General features: G+C 71.3%; 22 protein-coding genes and 1 tRNA gene. 15 read left to right on the plus strand and 8 right to left on the minus strand.

The features are described from left to right. Positions 1 to 126 precede the first annotated feature (126 nt). The 6 genes from glp to ABT004_RS14770 all read left to right on the plus strand — a co-directional run bounded on the left by glp (position 127) and on the right by ABT004_RS14770 (position 5,028). Positions 127 to 1,491 carry a molybdotransferase-like divisome protein Glp gene (gene glp, locus ABT004_RS14745; protein WP_351335943.1) on the plus strand — a complete coding sequence of 455 codons (1,365 nt, stop codon included), beginning with the start codon at positions 127 to 129 and terminating at the stop codon, positions 1,489 to 1,491. 96 nt (positions 1,492 to 1,587) lie between these two features. Beyond that, positions 1,588 to 2,097, plus strand: a complete 510-nt coding sequence (gene moaC / locus ABT004_RS14750) for a cyclic pyranopterin monophosphate synthase MoaC (protein ID WP_351335946.1) — start codon at positions 1,588 to 1,590, stop codon at positions 2,095 to 2,097. Positions 2,098 to 2,215: 118 nt separating this feature from the next. Then, complete coding sequence (locus ABT004_RS14755; protein ID WP_351335949.1) at positions 2,216 to 2,761, plus strand: MogA/MoaB family molybdenum cofactor biosynthesis protein; 546 nt, start codon at positions 2,216 to 2,218, stop codon at positions 2,759 to 2,761. A gap of 20 nt (positions 2,762 to 2,781) precedes the next feature. Beyond that, positions 2,782 to 3,426 (plus strand): GNAT family N-acetyltransferase, encoded by a 645-nt coding sequence (locus ABT004_RS14760; protein ID WP_351335952.1) that lies wholly within the window; start codon positions 2,782 to 2,784, stop codon positions 3,424 to 3,426. 171 nt (positions 3,427 to 3,597) lie between these two features. Next, positions 3,598 to 4,863: a divisome protein SepX/GlpR gene (gene sepX / locus ABT004_RS14765; RefSeq protein ID WP_351335955.1), complete on the plus strand. Its 1,266-nt coding sequence runs from the start codon at positions 3,598 to 3,600 to the stop codon at positions 4,861 to 4,863. Positions 4,864 to 4,954: 91 nt separating this feature from the next. Further along, positions 4,955 to 5,028, plus strand: a tRNA-Ala gene (locus ABT004_RS14770). Between the two features lie 80 nt (positions 5,029 to 5,108). On the opposite strand, the gene ABT004_RS14775 is transcribed toward ABT004_RS14770, so the two are convergent. After that, entirely contained in the window at positions 5,109 to 5,615 is a 507-nt protein-coding gene (locus ABT004_RS14775) for a GNAT family N-acetyltransferase (RefSeq protein ID WP_351335957.1), read from the minus strand. 99 nt (positions 5,616 to 5,714) lie between these two features. On the opposite strand from ABT004_RS14775, the gene ABT004_RS14780 reads away from it, so the two are divergent. Beyond that, positions 5,715 to 6,515, plus strand: a complete 801-nt coding sequence (locus tag ABT004_RS14780; protein WP_351335959.1) for an exodeoxyribonuclease III — start codon at positions 5,715 to 5,717, stop codon at positions 6,513 to 6,515. An 80-nt stretch (positions 6,516 to 6,595) separates the two neighbouring features. On the opposite strand, the gene ABT004_RS14785 is transcribed toward ABT004_RS14780, so the two are convergent. The 4 genes from ABT004_RS14785 to ABT004_RS14800 all read right to left on the minus strand — a co-directional run bounded on the left by ABT004_RS14785 (position 6,596) and on the right by ABT004_RS14800 (position 10,258). Beyond that, a complete protein-coding gene (locus ABT004_RS14785; protein WP_351335962.1) occupies positions 6,596 to 6,799 on the minus strand; it encodes a hypothetical protein in 204 nt (67 codons plus the stop codon). Positions 6,800 to 6,900: 101 nt separating this feature from the next. Next, on the minus strand, positions 6,901 to 7,776 hold the full coding sequence (locus tag ABT004_RS14790) for an SDR family oxidoreductase (RefSeq protein ID WP_351335965.1): 876 nt from the start codon (positions 7,774 to 7,776) through the stop codon (positions 6,901 to 6,903). After that, complete coding sequence (locus ABT004_RS14795) at positions 7,773 to 8,723, minus strand: alpha/beta fold hydrolase (protein WP_351335968.1); 951 nt, start codon at positions 8,721 to 8,723, stop codon at positions 7,773 to 7,775. The genes ABT004_RS14790 and ABT004_RS14795 overlap by 4 nt, the downstream gene beginning before the upstream one ends. After that, entirely contained in the window at positions 8,720 to 10,258 is a 1,539-nt protein-coding gene (locus tag ABT004_RS14800) for a flavin-containing monooxygenase (protein WP_351335970.1), read from the minus strand. Before ABT004_RS14800 ends, ABT004_RS14795 begins: the two co-directional genes overlap by 4 nt. A 177-nt stretch (positions 10,259 to 10,435) precedes the next feature. Here ABT004_RS14800 and ABT004_RS14805 point away from each other — a divergent pair, with 177 nt between their 5' ends. Beyond that, positions 10,436 to 11,065, plus strand: coding sequence for a MerR family transcriptional regulator (locus ABT004_RS14805; protein ID WP_451192030.1), 630 nt, complete (start codon positions 10,436 to 10,438; stop codon positions 11,063 to 11,065). Here ABT004_RS14805 and ABT004_RS14810 read toward each other — a convergent pair. After that, positions 11,054 to 12,070: a DUF6528 family protein gene (locus tag ABT004_RS14810; RefSeq protein ID WP_351335975.1), complete on the minus strand. Its 1,017-nt coding sequence runs from the start codon at positions 12,068 to 12,070 to the stop codon at positions 11,054 to 11,056. The two genes, ABT004_RS14805 and ABT004_RS14810, sit on opposite strands and share 12 nt — an antisense overlap. A 120-nt stretch (positions 12,071 to 12,190) precedes the next feature. Further along, positions 12,191 to 15,529: a S41 family peptidase gene (locus ABT004_RS14815; protein ID WP_351335977.1), complete on the minus strand. Its 3,339-nt coding sequence runs from the start codon at positions 15,527 to 15,529 to the stop codon at positions 12,191 to 12,193. 154 nt (positions 15,530 to 15,683) lie between these two features. Here ABT004_RS14815 and ABT004_RS14820 point away from each other — a divergent pair, with 154 nt between their 5' ends. Next, entirely contained in the window at positions 15,684 to 16,271 is a 588-nt protein-coding gene (locus ABT004_RS14820) for a TetR/AcrR family transcriptional regulator (protein WP_351336009.1), read from the plus strand. A gap of 113 nt (positions 16,272 to 16,384) precedes the next feature. Next, on the plus strand, positions 16,385 to 18,586 hold the full coding sequence (locus tag ABT004_RS14825) for an MMPL family transporter (protein WP_351335980.1): 2,202 nt from the start codon (positions 16,385 to 16,387) through the stop codon (positions 18,584 to 18,586). Here ABT004_RS14825 and ABT004_RS14830 read toward each other — a convergent pair. Continuing rightward, complete coding sequence (locus ABT004_RS14830) at positions 18,576 to 18,944, minus strand: SsgA family sporulation/cell division regulator (RefSeq protein WP_351335983.1); 369 nt, start codon at positions 18,942 to 18,944, stop codon at positions 18,576 to 18,578. The genes ABT004_RS14825 and ABT004_RS14830 overlap by 11 nt on opposite strands. 175 nt (positions 18,945 to 19,119) lie before the next feature. On the opposite strand from ABT004_RS14830, the gene ABT004_RS14835 reads away from it, so the two are divergent. Genes ABT004_RS14835 through ABT004_RS14855 form a run of 5 tightly spaced genes read left to right on the plus strand, consistent with a single transcriptional unit; the run spans position 19,120 to position 23,705 of the window. Then, positions 19,120 to 20,181, plus strand: coding sequence for an energy-coupling factor ABC transporter permease (locus ABT004_RS14835; RefSeq protein WP_351335985.1), 1,062 nt, complete (start codon positions 19,120 to 19,122; stop codon positions 20,179 to 20,181). A 1-nt stretch (position 20,182) separates the two neighbouring features. Continuing rightward, positions 20,183 to 20,944, plus strand: coding sequence for a cobalt ECF transporter T component CbiQ (gene cbiQ, locus ABT004_RS14840; RefSeq protein WP_351335988.1), 762 nt, complete (start codon positions 20,183 to 20,185; stop codon positions 20,942 to 20,944). Further along, positions 20,932 to 21,702: an energy-coupling factor ABC transporter ATP-binding protein gene (locus tag ABT004_RS14845; RefSeq protein ID WP_351335990.1), complete on the plus strand. Its 771-nt coding sequence runs from the start codon at positions 20,932 to 20,934 to the stop codon at positions 21,700 to 21,702. Before cbiQ ends, ABT004_RS14845 begins: the two co-directional genes overlap by 13 nt. 47 nt (positions 21,703 to 21,749) lie before the next feature. Then, a complete protein-coding gene (locus ABT004_RS14850) occupies positions 21,750 to 22,922 on the plus strand; it encodes a serine hydrolase domain-containing protein (RefSeq protein ID WP_351335993.1) in 1,173 nt (390 codons plus the stop codon). Between the two features lie 9 nt (positions 22,923 to 22,931). Then, complete coding sequence (locus ABT004_RS14855; protein ID WP_351335996.1) at positions 22,932 to 23,705, plus strand: SDR family NAD(P)-dependent oxidoreductase; 774 nt, start codon at positions 22,932 to 22,934, stop codon at positions 23,703 to 23,705. Positions 23,706 to 23,846: the final 141 nt, after the last annotated feature.

Consider the following 23,846-nt stretch of genomic DNA (forward strand, 5'->3'; position numbering starts at 1 on the left):
CGCTCCCCGGCGGACCTGCGCCCCGGTACGGCACACCACGTCCGGGGTGTCACCCATGGCCCGTGGTAGTAACACCTGAGGCCACCGGGGAATCAGCACACCGGCACGAGGAGCAGGGGAGCAGCAGTGAACACTTTCAGTGCCACGACGGACCGGGCGCAGATCTGGTCGGTGGACGAGCATCTGGAGGACATCCTCGACACCGTCCGTGCGCTCGACCCCATCGAGCTCCAACTCCTCGACGCGCAGGGCTGTGTGCTCGTTGAAGAGGTGACGGTCCCGCTGTCGCTGCCGCCGTTCGACAACAGCTCGATGGACGGGTATGCGGTGCGCGTCGCGGACATCGCGGGTGCGAGCGAGGAGTTCCCCGCCGTGCTCACGGTGATCGGTGACGTCGCCGCGGGCCAGGCCGAACAGCCCACCGTCGGCCCCGGCGAGGCAGCCCGCATCATGACGGGCGCGCCGCTGCCGCCCGGCGCCGAGGCCGTGGTCCCCGTGGAGTGGACCGACGGAGGGCTCGGTGCGGGCCCCGTCACCACGATGGCCGCCCACAGCGCGGCTCCTGAGGGGGCCTCAGGGGAGGTCAGGGTGCACCGCCCCGCCGAGGCACGCGCGCACGTACGCGCGCAGGGCAGCGACGTGCAGGCGGGCGACCGGGCGCTCTCCGTCGGCACGGTCCTCGGCCCGCCGCAGATCGCGCTGCTCGCCGCCATCGGCCGCGGCACCGTACGCGTGTGCCCGCGCCCGCGCGTGGTCGTCGTCTCCACCGGCACCGAACTCGTCCAGCCCGGCGAGCAGTTGGCACCTGGCCAGATCTACGACTCCAACAGCTTCGCCCTCACCGCCGCCGCCCGCGACGCCGGGGCCATCGCCTACCGGGTGGGCGCGGTCTCCGACGACGCGGAGACGCTCCGCTCCACCATCGAGGACCAGCTGATCCGCGCCGACCTCATCGTGACGACGGGCGGCGTCAGCGTGGGTGCGTACGACGTGGTCAAGGAGGCGCTGAGCGGCATCGGCGCCCCGGAAGACCCGGAGGACCCGGAAGAGGCGACGGGCATCGGGGCCGGCAGCGGCGTCGAGTTCCGCAAGCTCGCCATGCAGCCCGGCAAGCCGCAGGGCTTCGGGTCCATCGGCCCCGACCACACCCCGCTACTGGCGCTGCCGGGCAACCCCGTGTCGTCGTACGTCTCCTTCGAGCTGTTCGTACGCCCCGCGATCCGCGCCCTGATGGGCCTGCCCGAGGACGCCGTGCACCGCCCGAAGGCCCGCGCGACCCTCAGTGCCGACAAGGCGCTGACCTCGCCCTCGGGTAAGCGTCAGTTCCTGCGCGGTGTGTACGACGCGGAGGCCGGCGAGGTCGCTCCCGTCGGCGGCGCGGGCTCCCACCTCATCGCGGCGCTCGCACACGCGGACTCGCTGATCGTGGTCCCCGAGGACACGACGTCGGTGGAGCCGGGCGCCGAGGTGGACGTGGTCCTGCTGGGCTGAGGGGCCCGATTGTCGGAGGCTCGCGATAGCGTGTCGCGCACAAATCGTCCGGCGCGCCGCACCGCGCACGGCTCGGATCGGGAGCGCCGCAGCACCATGAGCACTTCGCAGCACCATCAGGACCATCAGGACCAGACCGACCGGCTCACGCACATCGACGAGGCGGGCGCCGCCCGCATGGTCGACGTGTCGGAGAAGGACGTCACCGCACGCACCGCCCGCGCGAGCGGCCGCGTCCTCGTCTCGCCGCGCGTGGTGGAGCTGCTGCGCGGCGAGGGCGTGCCCAAGGGGGACGCGCTCGCCACGGCGCGCATCGCGGGAATCATGGGCGCCAAGCGCACGCCCGACCTGATCCCGCTCTGCCACCCACTGGCTGTGTCCGGGGTGAAGCTCGACCTGTCCGTCGCGGACGACGCGGTGGAGATCCTCGCCACCGTGAAGACCACGGACCGTACGGGCGTCGAGATGGAGGCGCTCACGGCGGTCTCGGTCGCCGCGCTCACCGTCGTCGACATGGTCAAGGCGGTCGACAAGGGGGCCGTCATCTCGGACGTCCGGGTCGAGGAGAAGACCGGCGGCAAGTCGGGGACCTGGAGCCGCGCGTGACGGGGACCAGGGAGGCGGCCCCGCCGCCCGCCGGAGGCATCGCCGCCCGGCCGCACGGGGCTGCCGCCGGCCCGGGGCGGCGACGGGCCGCCCGCACTCTCGCCCAAGGAGCCCCCGCATGACCGACAGCTACCGCGCCCTCGTCGTCACGGCCTCCAACAGGGCCGCCGCGGGGGTCTACCAGGACACCGGCGGCCCGCTGATCGCCGAGGGCCTCAGGAAGCTGGGCTTCGCCGTCGAGGGCCCCCAGGTGGTACCGGATGGCGACCCCGTGGAGGCCGCCCTGCGAGCGGCGGTCGAGGCGGCGTACGACGTCGTGGTCACCACCGGCGGCACCGGCATCTCGCCCACCGACCGCACGCCCGAGGCGACGGCCCGCGTCCTCGACCGCGAGGTACCGGGCATCCCGGAGGCGATCCGCGCGTACGGCCGCGAGAAAGTGCCCACCGCGGCGCTCTCGCGTGGCCTCGCGGGGGTCGCCGGGCGCACACTGATCGTGAACCTGCCGGGTTCCAGCGGGGGCGTGAAGGACGGGCTCGCCGTCCTCGGGCCACTGCTGACTCACGCCGTGGACCAGATCCGCGGCGGCGACCACCCCGGAAGCGAATCCGGACCCGGCGGACCCGACCGTCCCGATCCCCACGCAGCCGGGGGTGCGCACTGAACAGCCCGTCGTGGCCCGTCGTGCTGGTGGAGGGCGATGTCGTCCTCCGCCCCATAAAGCTGCGCGACCAGCGTGCCTGGCGCGAAGTGAACCGGCGCAACCGCGACTGGCTGCGCCCCTGGGAGGCGACCGTCCCGCCGCCCACGCCGAGCGGTCCGATCACCCACCGCCCGACATACCGTCAGATGGTGCGCCATCTGCGCTCGGAGGCGAACGCGGGCCGGATGCTGCCCTTCGTCGTCGAGTACCAGGGCCGCCTCGTCGGGCAGTTGACCGTCGCCGGGATCACCTGGGGGTCGATGTGCTCGGGCCATGTCGGGTACTGGGTGGACCAGTCGGTGGCGGGCCGCGGCGTGATGCCGACGGCCGTCGCGCTCGCGGTCGACCACTGCTTCCGCACCGTGGGGCTGCACCGCATGGAGGTCTGCATTCGGCCGGAGAACGGGCCGAGTCGGAGGGTCGTGGAGAAACTCGGATTCCGCGAGGAGGGGCTGCGTCCACGATATCTTCACATCGACGGGGCCTGGCGGGACCACCTTGTCTTCGCGCTCACCGCCGAAGAGGTCCCGGAAGGACTCCTGAGACGTCGCCGTCGCGAGCGGCGCGGCAATGCCGCAGGTCCGAGTGGATCCAATGCGGTCGATCCGGGCACGCCCTCGAAATGAAATAAATGTTCGAAATTGATCGATGAGGCACCGTCGGAGGTCAATGAATTCCCTCGAAGGTCGTCCTGTTGATCACATCCATCGCAAAAAAGCTCGGATTATCAGCCAGATCGTGCGACACACCGGCTCAATTGGCGGATGGCCCCGCGTAAACCCCTCTACGGTGTGTCCGTGAGCAGCAGCGGCCTCATCTACGCAGTCATCGTCGGGGCCTGGGCCGCCTACTTGGTGCCGATGTGGCTCCGTAGGCAGGACGAGTTGAACGAAGCTCGTCCGACGGAACGCTTTAGCACCGCCATCCGGCTTCTCTCCGGTCGGGCGGGCATGGAGCGCCGGTACGCCAAGGACCTGCAGGCGCGCTCGCCCGAGTCGGACGAGCCGCGCGGCGACCCGGTCGACCCGGACGCGACCACCGATTCGGTGGACGTCCGGGACGTCGGCATGTCTCCGTCCGGGGGGCGGCGCACCCCGCACACGGGGCGAGAACGCCGCGAAAGCCGTGAACACCCCGATTCCGCCCGGGAGTTCGCGGAACCGGCCCGCGAGCGCGCGGAACGCACCCGCGAGCCCGAGCAGGCGGCCGAGCCCACCGCACCCGCCAAGTCCCGCGCCGCCCGCGCCGCCAACGCCTCCGCGTCCGCCGCGGCCGAGGCGCAGGCCGCGCGCGCCCGGCGCACCAAGGTGCTCGCGCGCCGCCGCCGCACGACCGTGCTGCTCTTCGCCGTCTTCTCGGTCGGCGCCGTCGTGGCCGCCGTCGGCGGCGTCGCGTTCCTGTGGGCGCCCGCGGCCCCCGCCGTACTCCTCAGCACGTACATCGTCTACCTGCGCATCCAGGAACGACGCCGCTTCGCCTACGTCATGGACCGCCGCCGCGCCGAGGTCGCCGCGCAGCGACTGCGGGAGCGCCAGCCGCGCAGGCGGCAGCCGGCCGCGGCACGCGCCGCGGCCGAGGACCAGGAGGAAGGACCATCGGTGGACGCAGCCGCCACCGACCCCGGCCTCGAGGCCCTCGCCGCCGACCGGCGCGCCCTCGTCGAGCAGACCGACCATCAGGAGTGGGTCGACCAGCAGCGCGAACGCCAGCGCCAGCCGGGCCCCGGCGACAGCTGGGACCCGGTCCCGGTGCCCCTGCCCACCTACGTCACCGCCCCCGTCGCCCCGCGCGCCACCGGCGGTATCGACTACAACGCACCCGAGACCTGGAGCTCCGCCCGCTCCTCCGCCGCGGAACAGGCCGCGCAGCGGCAGCCGCAGGAGGAGCACACCCCGGAGCCCGCCGAGCAGTCCGCGGAGTCCGCGGAGCCGGTCGCCGACGACGGCCGCAGCGACGCCCGCCGTGCCGCCTCCGCCCGCCGCTCCCGCGAGCGCGGCCGCACGCCGCTCTTCGACCAGTTCGACGAGGGTGCCGACGGTCGGCCGCGCGCCGCCAACGAGTGAGCCGGAGCGCTTCGAAGTCCGACCGGCTGACCAGCCAGGGAACGGATTTCCAAGCACCCGGATCGGGGTGCTAGAGTTTCACTCGTTGCAAGGGCGTGTGGCGCAGTCCGGTAGCGCACCTCGTTCGCATCGAGGGGGCCAGGGGTTCGAATCCCCTCACGTCCACCTTTGCAACGAAAGCCCCCGACGGGAAACCGTCGGGGGCTTTCGCGTGTCCCCGCGCCCTGCTTGCAGGGACGCCCTGCTCAGAGGGACTTCGCGAAGCACCGGCTCAACTCGTCGAACCGGTAGTGGCCGAACCGGGCGCACGGCTCGTAACCGCTCGACGTGTACAGGGCTATCGCCTCCGGCTGCTTCAGGCCCGTCTCCAGAACCATGCGGGTGCGCCCCGCCGCCCGCGCGTCCTCCTCCAGCGCCGCGAGGATCTGCCGGGCCAGGCCCAGGCCGCGCGCCTCCGGGGTGACGTACATGCGCTTCAGCTCGGCGTCGCCGTCCGCGTACCCCTCGTCGTTCGCCTCCTGGCCGCGCCAGCCGCCGGTCGCGAGCGGCGTGCCCGGGGTGTCGTACGCGATCAGGTAGAGGCCGCGCGGCGGCTCGAACATCGTCGGGTCCAGCGGCGTGACATCGCCCTCGTCGCCGTAGCGCTCCGCGTACTCGAGCTGGACGCGGTCGTTCAGCGCGATCGCGTCGCGATGGCCGAAGGAGGTGGGGCGCAGGACCGGGGCCCCGACCCCGGGAAGCTGAATACTCATACGGGCCATCGTAACTCTATGCGTCTCTATGTGGGAGCTTGCGGTGGTGCCCTTGGGCGCCTTGGGCAGTCCCGTCCAGTCTGCCGGTATCGTGCCGGGGTGCTGACTGTGACCTCTGTGAATGTGAACGGGCTCCGGGCCGCCGCCAAGAAGGGCTTCGTGGAGTGGCTCGCCGAGACCTCCGCCGACGCCGTCTGTCTCCAGGAGGTGCGCGCCGAGCCGCACCAGCTGCCCGAGAGCGTGCGTGAGCCCGAGGGCTGGCACGTCGTGCACGCGCCGGCCGCCGCCAAGGGCCGTGCCGGTGTCTCCCTCTATACGCGGCGCGAGCCGGAGCGGGTGCAGATCGGCTTCGGTTCGGCCGAGTTCGCAGACAGCGGCCGCTACGTCGAGGTGGACCTGCCGGGCGTCACCGTCGCCAGCCTCTACCTGCCTTCCGGTGAGGTCGGCACGGAGCGCCAGGACGAGAAGATCCGCTTCATGGGGGAGTTCCTCCCCTACCTGAAGTCCCTGCGTGAGCGGGCCGCCGCCGACGGCCGCGAGGTCGTGGTCTGCGGCGACTGGAACATCGCCCACCAGGAGGCCGACCTCAAGAACTGGAAGGGCAACAAGAAGAACTCCGGCTTCCTGCCGGAGGAGCGCGAGTGGCTCTCCTCCGTCTTCGACCCGTCCGACGGCGGCTACGTCGACGTGGTGCGTGCCCTGCATCCGGACGTCGAGGGACCGTACTCGTGGTGGTCGTACCGGGGGCGGGCCTTCGACAACGATTCGGGTTGGCGCATCGATTACCTGGTGGCGACGCCGGGGCTCGCCGGTCGCGCGGTGAAGGGCTTCGTCGAGCGCGCCGCCACGCACGACGAGCGGTGGTCGGACCACGCGCCCGTGACGGTCGTGTACGAGTAGTCGTCGGCGCCGGGAAGCCGACATGACTGTGCCCCGCCCGGAGCTCCGGGCGGGGCACAGTCACATGTGTTCAGGCGGCGTCACTGCTTGAAGCGGTCCTTGGCCTTCTGGGCGGCGTCCTGCGCCTTGTCCTTGGCCTGGTCCATGCCGTCCTTCGCGCGGTCCTGGCCTTCCTGCGCGCGGTCCTGGCCTTCGTCGGACTTGCCCTTGGAGTCGCCCATGGCGTCCTTGGCCTTGTCCTGCAGCTGCTCGGCCTTGTCCTTGAACTGGTCAGAGATACCCATTTGATGCTCTCCATGAAGGATGGGGGGTGGGACCTCGACCAGACTGACACGGTGCCTGGTATGTCGCATTTTGATCTATGACGGACCGTGTTCGGGCCCGCTCACTGCCCCCGCGACGCCTCGTCGGCGGCGCCGCCCGCGCCCACGAGGCCCTTGGACACGCCGCTGAGGCGGCCCTCGAAGCTCCGCATCCGCTGCTGGCCCACGATCCCGATCGCCGACGGCAGGTAGCCGCGTATCCCCTGCATGCCGCGCAGCCACCACTGCGCGTACACGTGGGACGAGCGCCGCTCGATGCCGGCCACGAGCCGGTCGACCGCCGGGCTCAGCGGGTAGGTCTTGTTCGACGGCCACGGCAGCTGCTGGCGCAGCTCGCGCATCACGTCGTCCTGGTCGGCGCCGCGCACCATGTCGGTGTCCGTCCACGACAGGTAGCCGACGCCGACGCGTACGCCCTTGTGGCCGACCTCGGCGCGCAGGCTGTGCGCGTACGCCTCCACGCCCGACTTCGACGCGCAGTAGGCGGTCATCATCGGGGCGGGCGTGATCGCGGCGAGGGAGGCGATCTGCAGCAGGTAGCCGCGGGACTCCGTGAGGACGGGGAGGAAGGCGCGGGCCGTCACGGCGGAGCCGATGAGGTTGACCTCGATGACGCGGCGCCAGGCGATCGGGTCGGATTCGGCGAAGGGGCCGCCGGTCGCGACGCCCGCGTTGGCGATGACGATGTCGACCTTGCCGAAGCGGTCCTTGACCTCCTGTGCGACCTGAGCCATCGCCACGTGGTCCGTGACGTCCGCGTGCCACCAGTCGGCGTCGGAGTGCAGCCGCGCGGCGACCTGCTTCAGCTCGTCCGGTTCGAGTCCGACCAGCGCGATCTTCGCGCCGCGCGCCGACAGCTTGCGGGCGAGCAGCTCGCCCACGCCGCGCGCGGCTCCCGTGACGACCGCGACCTGGCCTTCGAGGCTGACCTTGCTCATGCGGCATCCGCTCCCTTGTCCGACTTCGAAACCGACTGCACGTACTGCTTGGAGAGTTCGCGGATCTTTGATGTGACGGCGTCCGGGGCCTCGACGGGCGTCATGTGGCCGAGCCCCGCCAGCTCGGTCAGGCCCGCGCAGTCGGGCAGTGCGGCGGCGATCCGCCGGGCGTGCGCGACCGGGGTGAGGCGGTCGGCGGTTCCCGCGACGACGGCGACCGGCATCGTCAACTCGCTGACACCAGTGTCCAGTTGGAGGTGTTCGAGGACATGCGACCAGCCGTACCGCACGTCGCGCGGGCAGGCGTGCACGATCCGCGCGCAGGCCTCGACCTTGTCGGGGGACGAACCCGGCCCCATCGTCGCGTACTTGAGGACCCGCTTGCCGATCGGTGTGACCGGACCGAGCGGTGCCTTCGAGCCGAGGATCGCGCGGGTGAACCGGGTGCGCAGGTTGCTCGCCCGCATCAGCGGCACCACGGTCGCCTCGGCGACGAGCGCGGAGCTTCCGGTGCTGCACAGCAGGACGGCAGCCGCGTGCTCCTGGAACTTCGGCCGTCCGGCGGCGGCCATCATCGTCATGCCGCCCATGGAGTGTCCGGCGAGTACGGCCTGCTCGCCCGGCTCCAGCGTCGCGTCGAGCACAGCCTCCAGGTCGTCCGCCAACATGTCCGTGGTGTACGGGAGTTGGGTGGCCGCGGGGCTGCGGCCGTGGCCGCGCTGGTCGTACACGATCACCCGGTGGTCGGTGGCGAGGGCCCGCGTCTGCGCGGCCCAGAACGCCGTCGAGCAGGTCCAGCCGTGCGAGAGCAGCACGGCCGGGGCGCCCTCGGGGCCGTGCACCTCGACGTGGAGCCGGGCCCCGTCGGCGGAGGTGACGGTCAGCTCGCGGGCGGCGACGGGCGGCGCGTACGGTCCCGTCGTCACATGGCGCATCAGACGGCTCATGCGGCGTTCACCTTGGCCTTCTTCTTGGTACGCGTGGGCGCGGCCGTGTTCCCGGGCGCGCGCACCACCTCGTACTCGCCTACGTCGACATGCCGGGTGGCGTGCCGGAATTCGGTGGTCGTGCCGGGCCACACCGTGGTGTTGACCCCGTTCGCGTCGAGGTACCAGCTGTTGCAGCCGCCGGTGTTCCACACGGTGCGCTTCATGCGGTCCTGCACACGGTTGTTCCAGCCGGTGACGGCGGTCTCGCGCGGGTTGAGGGCGACGCGGCCGCCGAGGACGTGGAGCTGGCGCATGTAGTCGGCCAGGTAGTTCAGTTGAGCCTCGATCATGAGGATCATCGAGGAGTTGCCGAGGCCGGTGTTCGGGCCGATGACGGTCATGAAGTTCGGGAATCCGGCGGCCGTGGCGCCGCGCAGCGCCTTCATGCCGTTCTTCCACGACTGCATGAGCGTGTCGCCGTCGGCGCCGATGACGCGGTCCGCGATCGGCATGTCGGTGACGTGGAAGCCGGTGCCGAAGACGATCGCGTCGACCTCGGCCTCGGTCCCGTCGGACGCGACCAGCGTGTTCCCGCGGATCTCGCTCAGGCCGGACGCGACGACGTCGACGTTGGGCTGTGCGAGGGCCGGATAGTACGTGTTGGAGAGCAGGATCCGCTTGCAGCCGATGCGGTAGTCCGGGGTGAGCTTTGCGCGCAGCTCCGGGTTCTTGATCGCCCGGTGCATGTTCCGCTTGGCGAGCCGCTCGACCATGCCCAGTTCGTCGGGGCGCTTGGTGAACGCCTGGACCTGCAACTCCCGGATGCCCCACAGGAGTCCGCGGCGCGCCTGGGTGGTGAAGGGCAGCTGTCGGTGCAGCCAGCGCTCGGCGTCGGAGATGGCCCGGTCGGCGCGCGGCATCACCCACGGGGGTGTGCGCTGGAAGAGGGTGAGCTTGCCGACCTCCTTCTGGATGGCCGGAACGATCTGGATGGCCGACGCGCCTGTGCCGATCATGGCGACGCGCTTGCCCCGCAGGTCGTAATCGTGGTCCCACCGCGCGGAGTGGAAGACCTTGCCGGGGAAGGTGTCGAGCCCGGCGATGTCCGGTGTCTTCGGGTCGGAGAGCGGTCCGGTGGCGGAGACGACGACGTCGGCGGTGAGTGTCCCCTTCGCCGTGTCGATCTCCCACCAGAGCTTGTCGTTGTCCCAGCGCAGCTGCTGGACCTCGGTGTCGAGGCGGATGTGCGGCCGCAGCCGGAAGGTGTCGGCGACGTGCTCCAGGTACTCCCGGATGTGCTCCTGCCCGGAGAACGTCCGCGGCCAGTCCGGGTTGGGCGCGAACGAGAAGGAGTACAGGTGGGACGGCACGTCGCACGCGCATCCCGGGTAGCTGTTGTCGCGCCAGGTGCCGCCGACCGCGCCGGCCCGCTCCAGGACGACGAAGTCGGTGATCCCCTCGCGGCGCAGCCTGACCGCCGCGCCAAGGCCGCCGAAGCCGGATCCGATCACCGCCACTCGTACGTGCTCGTGCTCGTGCTCCTGCTCGGGCATCCCGGCGCCTCCCTTGCCGCAGTGACTCTGCCAGTGAACACTGGCGTAATTGGGAGAGTAGGCCGTCCGCGTACTCGTGGGTAGGGGTTGGACCCAGGAAAGTTACCGGCAGTACGGCTTAAGGTTTCCGACGTGGCACAAGATGAGACGGCACCCGGAACGAAGCGCGAATATCGCATGGAGGAGCTCGCGAAGGCGGCCGGCATCACGGTCCGCACCGTGCGCTTCTACCGTGAACGCGGACTCATCAAGCCGCCCCGCCGCGAGGGCCGCATCGCCTGGTACGACCGGACGCACCTCGACCGCTTGCGCACGATCGCCTCGCTCCTGGACCGCGGCCACACCCTCAACGGGATCAGTGAGCTCTCCGAGGCCTTCGACCGCGGCCGCGACGTCGGCGAACTCCTCGGCATGCAGCCCACGGAAGAGGTCCCCGTCCGCCTCTCCGCCGCCGAACTCGCCGACTACTTCGCGGACGACGTCACACCTGAGAACCTCCAAGCCGCCCTCGACCTCGGCTACTTGGGCATCGACGGCGAGGAGATCGTGCACATCAGCCGCCGACTGCTCGACATCTCGGCGGCACTGGTCCGCGAGGGCATCCCGCTGGCCGATGTCCTGGCGGCGGCCAGGCGCGTCCGCGACCACGCCGACGCGCTGGCCGCGCTCTTCACCGACCTCGTCGCCGCGCACGCCTCCGGCAAGGACGTCGACCGGCTGCGTCCGCTCGCCAAGGGCGTGGTGGAGGCGGAGCTGTCGCTGGCGATCGACCGCAGGCTGGAATCGTCCGACGGGTCACCGGGGTAGCCACCAACGGGCCTTGTAGATACCGCCGTTGACGTACTTGTACGCCCCGCCCGGCCGATGCAGGCTCACGGTCGTCGTCCACCACGTCTCCCCGAGCCCGGCCTCCGGCACGGTGGTGACCACCCGCCCCGTACGCGGATCATCGCCCACGCACTTCACGGACTTGCGGACGATCTCCGACGCTCCCGCGAAGTCCTGCACGAAGCTCCGGCTCGCGATGTCGTACTGGAACACCGACGCCGACGTCGTCACCCACATCCGCCCCGGCACCCCCGCCACCGGAAACAAGTCGTGCCCACCGGCGGACTTCCCGGGAGTGGCGATCGGCAGTGCCACCCCGAACCGCCGCACCAGCGTGGGCCGTACGCGCGACCCCGCCACCCGGTAGGCCACCAACTCGTCGTCGCCCATGGCCCACAGCACCTCGCGCGCGGAGTCCCAGTGCAGGCCGTGCGCCCCCTTCAGCTCGGCCTCGGTGTATCGCGTGGAGTGCGGGCCGAGAGAGGCCGCGTACAAGCGCACCCGCGCGCCGGTACTGCATGCGACGGCCACGTTCCCGTCGGGGAGGAGTTCGGCGGTGTGCGGGTTGATCAGATCGTCGCCGGGCCCGAGCGCCCCGGCCCAGTACCGCCGCCCGCTCGGCCACTCCACGACGCCCACGAACCCGAACGAGGCCGTGGTCAGCACGTACGTACGCCCGCGGTACCGACGCACCTTCGCCTCGCTCGGGTACACCCAGCTGATGTCGGGCTCGACGTCCCGGTACCGGGCGTCGCCCACGGGCGAGAACGCCCACCGCACGACACGGGGGTCCACGGCCGGGTCCCACACCTGCACCCGCGAGTCCATCACCAGCAGCCGCTTGCTCGCCTGCTCGGTGATGAGGACGGGCGGCAGGCCCGGGCTCGCGGCCGCGGCTCTCCCCGAACCCGTACTGCTGAGCGCCAGCCCCGCTCCGATTCCCGCGGCACCGAGCAGTACCTCTCTTCGTGAACTGTGCGACATGAACCCCCCCTGGACAAAGGCCAGTTGACCGTTCCATGCGCCAGGATGCCCAAGGTGACGACATATCAAGCCCGCACTTCGGACGAGAGCCGGCGGGGTCCGGGGCAGAGCCCCGCGACGTCACCGCGGCGGCAGCTCCGGCCGCCTCCGGTCCGGGACGTCCGAGTAGTCCGGCGGATTGGTCGCCCCCCGCTCCGCCAGGAGGTTCAGCGCCAGCTCCACCGCGTCGTCGAGCTGGGCGTGGCGGCCCTCCGCCCAGTCCAGGGGGGTGCGCAGGGCCTCGATGTCCGGTTCCACGCCCCGGTTCTCGATGGACCAGCCGTACTCGGGGAACCAGGCCGCGTTCATCGGCACCGTGATCACCGTGCCGTCGCCGAGCTTGTGCCGTCCCGTCATGCCGACGACGCCGCCCCAGGTGCGCTGGCCGACGACCGGGCCGAGCGCGAGCAGCTTGAACGCGGCGGTGATCATGTCGCCGTCCGACGAGGTCGCCTCGTCGGCGAGGGCGACGACCGGGCCGCGCGGGGCGTTCGAGGCGTACGAGACGGCCTGCGCGTTGCGGGTCAGGTCCCAGCCGATGATCTTCCGGGTGAGCTTCTCGACGACCAGCTCGCTGATGTGGCCGCCCGCGTTGCCTCGTACGTCGACGATGAGCGCGGGCCGGGAGACCTCCATGCGCAGGTCGCGGTTGAACTGGGCCCAGCCGGAGCCGCCCATGTCGGGGATGTGCAGGTAGCCGCACCTTCCGTTGCTCAACTCCCGTACGACGGCGCGGCGTTTGGCCACCCAGTCCTGGTAGCGCAGCGGGCGTTCGTCGACGAGCGGGACGACGGCGACGCGGCGGGGCCGGCCGCCACCCTCCGCGGGCGTGAAGGTCAGCTCGACGGTCGTGCCGCCCGCGCCCGCGAGCAGCGGGTACGGGCCGGTGACCGGGTCGACCGGGCGGCCGTCGATGTGGGTGAGGACGGCGCCGTCGCGGATGCCGGTGCCGGCGAGCGGGGAGCGGGCCTTGGAGTCGGACGAGTCGCCGGGCAGGATCCGCTGGAGCGTCCAACATCCGTCGCGGCAGACGAAGTTGGCGCCGAGCAGGCCCTGTGCGCGCTGGTAGTGCGGCGGGCCCTCGTTGCGGCGGGCGGCGGCGACGTAGGCGTGGGAGGTGCCGAGTTCGCCGAGGACTTCTCGTAGCAGGTCGGCGAACTCGTCGGGGGACGCGACCCGTTCGACCAGTGGCCGGTACTGGTCGAGCACCGCGTCCCAGTCGATGCCGCACATCTTCGGTTCCCAGAAGTACGCGCGGATGATCCGGCCCGCCTCGTCGTACGCCTGCCGCCACTCGGCTCCCGGGTCGGCCTCGTGCAGGATGCGGCGCAGGTCGATCCAGACGGTGGAGTCGGCGTCGCCCGCCTCGGTGGACGGCACCGCCTCCAGTTCACCTTCGTCGACGACGACGAGCCGGGAGCCGTCGCCGCTGACCGCGAACCAGTCCATGTGCGCGACGAGTTGGGACCGTTTTCCCTTGACCAGGTCGAAGTGTTCGAGGGTCGGCTGGGCCGAGGGGTCGGCCGGGTTGGCGAAGGTCTCGCCGAGCGCGCCGGAGATCGGCCAGCGCAGCCACACCAGGCCGCCGCCGGAGACCGGGTGCAGCGCCGAGTACTTGGACGCGGACACGGGGAACGGCACGACGCGGTTGGCGAGCCCCTCGATCTCCACGGTCGGCGTGCCGTCGCCGCCCGCGTCCTCGACCGGGTCGAGGCCGCCCGCCGCCGTCCGCCCGTCGGGGGAGAGCGCGAACGGCGACGGCGTCGCGGACGACAGCGGTACGAGGTAGGGGCGGCAGCCCAGCGGGAACGACAGGTCGCCGGTGTGCACGTCGTAGACCGGGTCGAAGCCGCGCCAGGACAGGAAGGCGAGATAGCGGCCGTCCCGCGTGAACACCGGGTTCTCGTCCTCGAAGCGGCCGTTGGTGACGTCGACGATCGTCGACGTCTCGCCCGCTCCGGGCTTGGTCGCGCCGATCGCGGTGGAGCCGCCGCCCCGGTTGATCCTGGCCATCTTGATCTGCCGCAGCGAGCGGCCGATGCCGGGGTGTGACCAGGTCAGCCAGGCGCCGTCGGGGGAGAAGGCGAGGTCGCGGACGGGGCCGTTCGTGGAGCGGATCAGCTCGGTGACGACCGGTTCCCCGAGCGGCGCCTCGCCGCCCTCCTCCTCGCCGACGTCGATGAGCAGCAGCCGCCCGTCGTTCGACGCGATCGCGAGCCGCTCCCCGTCCGGGTCGGAGACCAGCTCCTGTACGCGGCCGAGCCGGCCGGAGGCGAACCGGCGCGGCGCCCGGTCGCCGCTGGCGCGCGGCAGGTAGGCGATCTCGACGGCGTCCTCGCCGTCGGCGTCGGTGACGTAGGCGACCTGTCCGCCGGAGCCCAGCATCTCGGGCAGCCGCACGCGCACGCCCGGGGTGTCGGCGATGGTGCGGGCGGGGCCGTCGCGGTGCGTGAGCCAGTAGAGGCTGCCGCGGACGACGACGGCGCTGGCCCGGCCCGTCTCGTCGACGGAGAGCGAGTCGAGGTGGAGGGCGGCGGGAACCTGGTAGCGGCGCCGCCCGGCGCGCGGCCCGCCGAGCCGGACCCGCAGCTTGCGCGGCGCCGAGTCCGGGGCGAGGTCGTCGAGGATCCACAGCTCGCCCGCGCACTGGTAGACGACGCGGCTGCCGTCGGTGGTGGCGTGCCGGGCGTAGAAGGAGCCATGGTCGGTGTGGCGGTGCAGGTCGGTGCCGTCGGGGCGGCAGGAGTAGACGTTGCCGATGCCCTCGTGGTCGGAGAGGAACGCGATGCGGCCGTCCACGAACATCGGGTCGTCCAGATGCCCGTCGAGGTCGGCGAGGATGCGCTGCCCGTGCACCCACAACCGGCCCTGGGCGCCGCCCCGGTAGCGCTTCCAGGCGGCCGGCTCGTGCGGCGCCGTACCGGTCAGGAGCAGGGTCTGCCGCTCCCCGCCGATGTCGGCGACCTGGATGTCGGTGACCGGCCCCCAGGGGAGCTTGCCGCCGGGGGAGCCGTCGGTCGGGACGCTGTAGGCGAAGGTGAAGTACGAGAAGGGCTCGCCGTGCGAGGCGACCGCGAGGATGTCGGCCCTCCCGTCCTTGTCGGGGGGCGACCAGCCGCGCACCTGGGTGTCCACGCTGCCCCAGTACGTGAGCCGGCGCGCGGAGCCCCCGTCGACCGGCGCCACGTAGATCTCCGGGTCGAGGCTGCGCCACGTCGTGTACGCGATGTGCCGGCCGTCGGGGGAGAAGCGCGGATGGCTGACCTTGGTGCGGTCCACGGTGAGCCGCCAGGCCCGCGCCGAGCCGTCGAGCGGCGCGACCCACAGGTCGTCCTCGGCGGCGAAGCACAGCCGCTCTCCGCTGATGTGCGGGAAACGCAGGTACGCCCGGCCGTCCGCTGCTTCGGATTCCTCAGTCACCTCGGTCACCTCCTCATGCTTTTCCGCGACGAGGGCTCCGGCAACCGGGACTCGCCGAGAAGGTGTGGCGCAGCGCACGTACGAAACGGTTTCGTTTCGCTAGCGGAGGGGGTATTTTTGTGGCGTACGCATACGGAGAGGTCGGGTGGGTGGCATGGTCGCGGAGCAGGCGGCGCGGCGCAGTCGGATCACACCCGAGCGCGAGGCCGAGCTGTACGGCGCCGTGCTCGAACTTCTCCGCGAGGTCGGCTACGACGCCCTGACCATGGACGCCGTCGCCAACCGCACGCGGTCCAGCAAGGCCACGCTCTACCGCCAGTGGGGCGGCAAGGCCGAGCTGGTGGTCAAGGCGCTGCGGAGCCAGAAGCCGCACTTCGACGCGGTCGACACCGGCTCGCTGCGCGGTGATCTGCACGCGATCGCGTTCCGTGAGGACGACTGTCACATGGAGCAGAACAGCGCGCTGATGCGCGGCCTGATGGTGGCTGTGCACGCCAATCCCGATCTGCTCGCGGCCTTCAAGGAGTGGATCGTCGAGCCCGAGATGACGGGCGTCGACCGGATGGTGCGCAGAGCCGTGGACAGGGGCGAGGTCCGGGCCGACAACCCGGCGCTCGGCTATCTGATCCACATGCTGATCGGCGCGTTCGCCACCCGCACGCTCATCGACGAAGAGCCGCCGACGCAGGAGTACCTCGTCTCGTACATCGACGCTGTGGTGATCCCCGCACTCAGCGCCTGAGCCTTCCCCGTCTTCCCCACCTGTTTGTTCCCCCTGACGCACAACCGCTCATGTCGTCGGGCCGATGACCCATGCCCCGCTGAACCCTTCGACCTGACCGGGAGTACGCCTCCGTGGCCACATTCCTCTACAAACTCGGCAAACTCGCGTTCCGCCGACGGCACTTCGTCGCCCTGATCTGGGTGGCCCTGCTCACGCTCGCGGGCGTGGGCGCCGCCTCCGCGCCGACCGCGGCCTCCAGCTCCTTCTCCATACCGGGGACCGAGGCCCAGAAGGCCTTCGACCTGCTCGACCAGCGCTTCCCCGGCTCCGCCGCCGACGGGGCCACCGCCCGCGTCGTCTTCGAGGCGCCGAAGGGCGAGAAGCTCACGGACGCCGCCAACAAGGCCGACATCCAGGACACCGTCGCCTCCATCAAGTCCAGCTCGAAGGAGGTCGCCTCCGTAGCGGACCCGTTCGTCGCCAAGACGCTGAGCAAGGACGGCAGGATCGCCTACGCCTCGGCCTCGTACAAGGTCTCCTCGATGGAGCTGACCGACGCGGACCGGGACGCGCTGCAGGAGGTCATCGACGAGGCGAAGCAGACCGGTCTGACCGTCGAGGTCGGCGGTGACGCGCTCCAGGCCATGCCGGAGACCGGCGCCACCGAGATCATCGGCATCGCGATCGCGGCCGTCGTCCTGGTGATCACGTTCGGTTCGCTGATCGCGGCCGGTCTTCCGCTGCTGACCGCGCTGATCGGTGTCGGCATCGGCGTCTCCGCGATCACGGCGCTGGCCAACGTGCTCGACCTGGGCAGCACCACCTCCACCCTGGCGATGATGATCGGCCTCGCGGTCGGCATCGACTACGCGCTGTTCATCGTGTCCCGGTACCGGGGCGAGCTGGCCGAGGGCCGGGACCGGGAGGAGGCCGCGGGGCGGGCCGTCGGGACCGCGGGTTCGGCCGTCGTCTTCGCGGGTCTGACCGTGATCATCGCCCTCGTCGGCCTCGCCGTCGTCAACATTCCGATGCTGACCAAGATGGGGATCGCCGCCGCCGGCACCGTCGCGATCGCGGTGCTCATCGCGCTCACCCTGATCCCGGCGCTGCTCGGCTACGTCGGCAAGCGGGTGCACGGCCGCAAGGCCCGTAAGAACCTGTCCGGCGAGCAGCAGCCCAAGGTCAACATGGGCACCCGCTGGGCCGGCTTCGTCCTGCGCCGCCCGGTCACCGTCCTGATCGCGGGCATCGTCGGCCTCGGCGCCATGGCCATACCCGTGGCCTCGCTCGAACTCGGCCTGCCCGACGACGGCTCGCAGCCCACCAGCACCACCCAGCGCCAGGCGTACGACCTGCTCTCCGACGGCTTCGGGCCGGGCTTCAACGGGCCGCTCATGACGGTCGTCGACGCCAAGGGCTCGGAAGACCCGAAGGCCGCCGTCTCCGAGGTCGTCCGCGAGATCAAGGGCACGGACGGGGTCGCGGCCGTCACCCCGGCGACGTTCAACAAGGCGGGCGACACCGCCGTCATCAGCGTCGTCTCGAAGTACAAGCCGTCGTCGGTCGACACCGAGAACGTCGTGCACGACATCCGCGCCGCGGGCGCCGACATCAAGGCGGACACCGGCGCCGAGCTGAGCGTCACCGGCTCGACGGCCATGAACATCGACGTCTCGCAGAAGCTCAACGACGCGCTGATCCCCTACCTGGCGCTCGTCGTCGGCCTCGCGTTCCTGCTCCTGATGGTCGTCTTCCGGTCCATCCTTGTGCCGCTGAAGGCCGCGCTCGGCTTCCTGCTGTCGGTCCTGGCCGCGCTCGGCGCCGTCGTCGCCGTCTTCCAGTGGGGCTGGCTCGGTTCACTGCTCGGCGTCGAGCAGACCGGTCCGGTCATGTCGATGATGCCGATCTTCATGGTGGGCGTCGTCTTCGGCCTCGCGATGGACTACGAGGTGTTCCTCGTGACGCGGATGCGGGAGGCGTACGTGCACGGGGAGCGGCCCGCGCAGGCCGTCGTCACCGGGTTCAAGCACGGGGCGCGGGTGGTCACGGCCGCGGCGATCATCATGATCGCGGTGTTCGCGGGCTTCATCGGCAGCTCCGAGCAGATGGTGAAGATGATCGGCTTCGGCCTCGCCATCGCCGTCTTCTTCGACGCGTTCGTCGTCCGCATGACGATCGTGCCCGCCGTGCTGGCGCTGCTCGGCAAGAAGGCCTGGTGGCTGCCGAAGTGGTTGGCGCGGGTGCTGCCGAACGTGGACGTGGAGGGCGAGGGTCTGCGGACGGCCGGCGCCGACCGTCCGGACGACGAGGAGCAGGAGCTCGTCAGGGCTTGATGTCCTGAGCCGGGGCCGGGGCGACGCTCGTGTACGTCCGACGCAGAAAGCGGATCAGCGCTTTCACGTCGAACTGCACGACCGTCGCCCCGTCCGGCTTTTCGGGCGCGTGGAACTCGATGACCGCCTGCACCCGCCCGCAGGGCCAGATCCGGACGTCACCGGCGGAGACCGGGGCCCGCAGTCCGCGTTCGAGCAGCTCGCGGGGGAAGGACCACTCCCCGGAGCCGGGCAGGGCGATGTGCACCGTGCCGCCGGAGCAGCGCAGTACGGCGGGGACGCTCCGGTACGCGTCGGGGGAGTCCGTGACGATACGGGCCCGTGCGTACTGCTCGACGTACTGCTCGGCAACGGCCATAACACCAAATGTCGCATAAACGGCATATTGCGTGGTGTACAGGACGGACGGATCCGGGCCCAATTGGTGCAGGGACGCTGTTGCAAGGTGTTCGCAACAAAGCACTATCATCGAACGGTTCACCGGACGCCGAACCCGGACCCGAGCCCCCGGACCCCGAGCGGAGCCCCTGCCCATGCATGTCCCTGACGGATTCATCAACGCCCCCGTGTCGGCCGTCACGGGCGTCTTCGCCGCGGGCGCCGTCGCCGTCAGCCTGCGCGGCGCCCGCCGTGAGCTGGGCTCCGAGCGGGCCGCACCGCTCGCGGGCCTCGTCGCGGCGTTCATCTTCGCCGTGCAGATGCTCAACTTCCCCGTCGCCGCGGGCACCAGCGGACACCTACTGGGCGGAGCCCTCGCGGCGATACTCGTGGGCCCCTACACCGGGGTCCTGTGCGTATCCGTGGTGCTCCTGATGCAGGGCGTGCTGTTCGCTGACGGCGGCCTGACCGCGCTCGGCGTAAACATCACCGACATGGCGATCACCACGACCGTCGTCGCCTACCTCGTCTTCCGCGGCCTGGTGAAGCTGCTGCCGCGCACCCGCCGCTCGATCACCGTGGCGTCCTTCGTCGCGGCGCTGCTGTCCGTCCCGGCGGCCGCCGTCGTCTTCACCCTGATCTACGCCATCGGAGGGACGACCGACGTATCCATCGGCAAGGTCGCCACCGCGATGGTCGGCGTGCACATCCTCATCGGCATCGGCGAGGCCGTGATCACCGCGCTCACCGTCGGCGCGGTCGTCGCCGTGCGGCCGGACCTCGTGTACGGGGCACGGGGCCTGCACCAGCCGCTGAAGCTGAAGGTGAACGGGGAGCTGGTGGACGCGCCCGCGGCGGCTCCGGTGGCGGCTGCCCGCTCGCACCGCAAGGTCTGGGCCATCGGCCTGGCCGCCTCCGTCGTCCTCGCCGGCTTCGTCTCCTTCTACGCCTCGGCCAACCCCGACGGCCTGGAGAAGGTCGCCCACGACAAGGGCATCGACCAGAAGGCGAAGGAGCACGCCTCCTCCGACTCCCCGCTCGCCGACTACGGCGTACGGGACATCACCAACGGCCGGCTCTCCGGCGGCCTCGCCGGGATCATCGGCGTCGGCGTCACCGTCGTCGCCGGGACCGGGATCTTCTGGGCGCTGCGCAGGCGGCGTACGAGCGACGTGGCCTCGACCGAGGTTCCCGCCGCTTCGGAGCAGGTCTCCTGACATGGGCGCCGGGCACGCCCACCAGCTCTACCGCGCCGGGACCTCGCCCGTGCACGCGCTGCCGCCGCACACCAAGCTGGCCGCGGTCTTCTGCTTCGTCCTGGTCGTCGTCTCCACCCCGCGCGAGGCGATGTGGGCGTTCGGCCTGTACGCGGTGCTGCTCGCGGCGGTTGCGGCGACGGCGCGGGTCCCGGCGGGCTTCCTGCTGAAGCGGCTGCTCATCGAGGTCCCGTTCGTCGCCTTCGCCGTGCTCATGCCGTTCGTGGCGGAGGGCGAGCGCGTACAAGTCCTCGGGATGTCGCTGAGCGAGAGCGGCCTGTGGGGTGCGTGGAACGTGCTCGCCAAGGGCACGCTCGGCGTCGCCGCCGCGGTCCTGCTCGCCTCGACCACCGAACTGCGCGAACTGATCCTCGGCCTGCAACGCCTGAAGCTGCCCCCGCTCCTCGTGCAGATCGCCTCGTTCATGATCCGCTACGGCGATGTGATCACCGACGAGATGCGCCGCATGAAGATCGCCCGGGAGTCGCGCGGCTTCGAGGCGAAGGGCGTACGCCACTGGGGGGTCCTGGCCAAGTCCGCCGGAGCCCTGTTCATCCGCTCCTACGAGCGCGGGGAGCGGGTGCACCTCGCCATGGTCAGCCGTGGCTATGCGGGGTCGATGCCGGTGATCGACGATCTGGCGGCGACCCGGACCCAGTGGTCGTACGCGCTGACCCTGCCGTGTGCGGCGCTCGTGGTGTGCCTGATGGGATGGATGCTGTGACCGCTTCTGTGGCTTCTCTCGACGTACGTGGCCTCGCCTTCGCCTACCCCGACGGGCACCAGGCCCTCTTCGGCGTGGACCTCACGATCGGCAAGGGCGAGCGGGTCGCTCTCCTCGGGCCGAACGGCGCGGGCAAGACGACCCTCGTCCTGCACCTCAACGGCATCCTGACCGGTGGCGCCGGCACGGTGACGGTCGCGGGCCTGCCTGTGGACAAGCGCCACATGGCCGAGATCCGCCGGAAGGTCGGCATCGTCTTCCAGGACCCGGACGACCAGCTGTTCATGCCGACGGTCCGCGAGGACGTGGCGTTCGGCCCGGCGGCGGCGGGCATGAAGGGCCCGGAACTGGAGGACCGGGTCCGGGGGGCCCTCGCGATGGTCGGCATGGAGGACTTCGCGGACCGCCCCCCGCACCACCTCTCCTTCGGCCAGCGCCGCCGCGTCGCGGTCGCCACGGTCCTCGCCATGGAGCCGGAGATCCTCGTCCTCGACGAGCCGTCCTCCAACCTCGACCCGGCCTCGCGCCGCGAACTCGCCGACATCCTCCGCTCGTTGGACGTCACGGTCCTGATGGTCACGCACGACCTGCCCTACGCCATGGAGCTCTGCCCCCGCGCGGTCATCCTCAGCGACGGAGCGATCGTCGCCGACGGAGCGACGGGGGAGCTGTTGGTGGACGATGACCTGATGACGGCCCACCGCCTGGAGCTGCCGTTCGGGTTCGACCCGAGGTCGGTGGCGGCGAAGCCGGCGTGACCGGGAGGTACGGGAAGTTTCCGGGCCGCACGGGTGTTCCCGTACCCGTGAGCAGTGAGGTGGAAGGCCAGGTGGCCGACGGATTCGAGGCCGTCAGGGATTCGTTCATACGGAACTTCGAGGCGCTGGGGGAGCGCGGCGCGGCGGTCGTCGTGTACCGGGACGGCTGCAAGGTCGTCGACCTGTACGGCGGCACGCGCGACGTCGACGGTGGCGCGCCCTGGGAGCCGGGCACCGCTCAGATCCTCCGCTCCGGCACCAAGGGGATCGCCGCCGCCGCGCTGCTCCTGCTCCACCAGCGCGGGGAGCTCGACCTCGACGCGCCCGTCGGCTCGTACTGGCCCGAGTTCAAGTCCCACGGCAAGGAGGACGCGCTGGTCCGGCACGTCCTCGCCCACCGTGCGGGCGTCCCCGCCCTCGACCGCCCGCTCACCCCCGCCGAGGCCGCGGACCAGGACCTCGCCGCGGCGACCGTCGCCGCGCAGGCCCCCGTCTGGCAGCCCGGCACGGACCACGGGTACCACGCGCAGACGTACAGCTGGCTGACGGCCGAGCTGGTGCGGCGGGTCACGGGCCGGCCCATGGGTGAATACGTCGCCGAGCAGCTGGCCGCCCCGGTCGGCGCCGACGTATGGATCGGCCTCCCGCCCGCGCAGGCCCACCGGGTCGGCCGCGTCGGCCCCGTCGAACCGCCGGCCACCACGAACGGCTTCCGCTCCCGCCCCAAGCGGGCCATCGCCGAGGCGTACGAGAACCCGGACTCGCTCACCCGCCGCGCCTTCGACACGATCGCCCCGGCCGCGGACGAGAACGACCCCGCGTACCGCGCCGCCCAGCTCCCCGGCTCGAACGGCATCGGCACGGCGGAGGGCCTGGCCCGCTTCTACGCCTCACTCATCGGCGAAGTCGACGGCGGCATCCGCCTGTTCACGCCGGAGACGACGCAACTGGCCCGCACGGAGCACTCCTCGGGCCCCGACCGCATCCTCATCTCACCCTCCCGCTTCGGCCCCGGCCACATGCTGCACGGCATCGCGTCCCCCCTCCTCTCCCCGTCCTCCTTCGGCCACCCGGGCCGCGGCGGCGCCCTCGGCTTCGCCGACCCGGAATGGGGAATCGCATTCGGCTACGTCACGAACGGCATGCAAGAGGGAGTCACGGCGGACCCCCGCGCCCAGGCATTGGTGAAGTCCGTGCGGGAGGCACTGAACGCGGGTTAGCGTCCGCGTATGAAGCGCTTCGAGGATCACGTGGCACTGATCACCGCGGCCGGGCGCGGCATCGGCGCCGCCACCGCCTGCCGGCTGGGTGAGGAGGGCGCACAGGTCCTGGTCACCGACATCGACGAGGCAGCGGCCGGGAAGGTTGCCGCCGCGATCCGTGAACGGGGCGGTGCGGCAAGGGAGTTCGGCTGCGACGTGGGGGATCGGGGGTCCGTCGAGGCGGCCGTCGCGTACGCCGTGGAGACCTTCGGGCGGCTCGACGTTCTCGTGAACAACGCCTACGCCTGCCACCCCGACGCGCCGCTCTTCGAGGAGGAGGACGACGAGGGGTGGGCCCGCGACCTCGACCTCACGCTTACGGGGGCGTATCGGTGTTCGCGGGCCGCGCTGCCGCACCTCGTCGCCTCCGGCCGCGGCGCCATCGTCAACATCGGCTCCGTCAACGGGATCCAGGACTTCGGCAACCACGCGTACAGCGCGGCGAAAGCGGGGCTCGCGTCTCTGACCCGGACGTTGGCCGGTCACGCGGGGCCGCGCGGGGTTCGCGTCAACCTGGTCGCGCCGGGCACGGTGCGGACCACGGCGTGGGCCGGGCGGGACGAACAGCTGGACACCATGCGGGAGTTGTATCCGCTCGGGCGGGTCGGGGAGCCGGAGGACATCGCGGCGGCGGTGGCGTTTCTCGCGTCTCGCGATGCGGGGTGGGTGACCGGGGTGGTGCTGCCGGTCGACGGTGGGACGACCGCGGTCAGCAGCGGCTTCATGGCCCTCCGCGATTGACGCCACGGGGCTCCGCCCCGGACCCCGCGCCTCAATCGCCGGCGGCTGGAAAGATCGCCTCAAACGCCGGCGGGGCTGGAAGGATCGCCTCAAACGCCGGCGGGGCTGGAAAGATCGCCTCGATCGCCGGCGGGACTTGAT

The sequence above is a fragment of the Streptomyces sp. NPDC002790 genome (assembly GCF_040295505.1).
Taxonomy (GTDB): Bacteria; Actinomycetota; Actinomycetes; order Streptomycetales; family Streptomycetaceae; genus Streptomyces.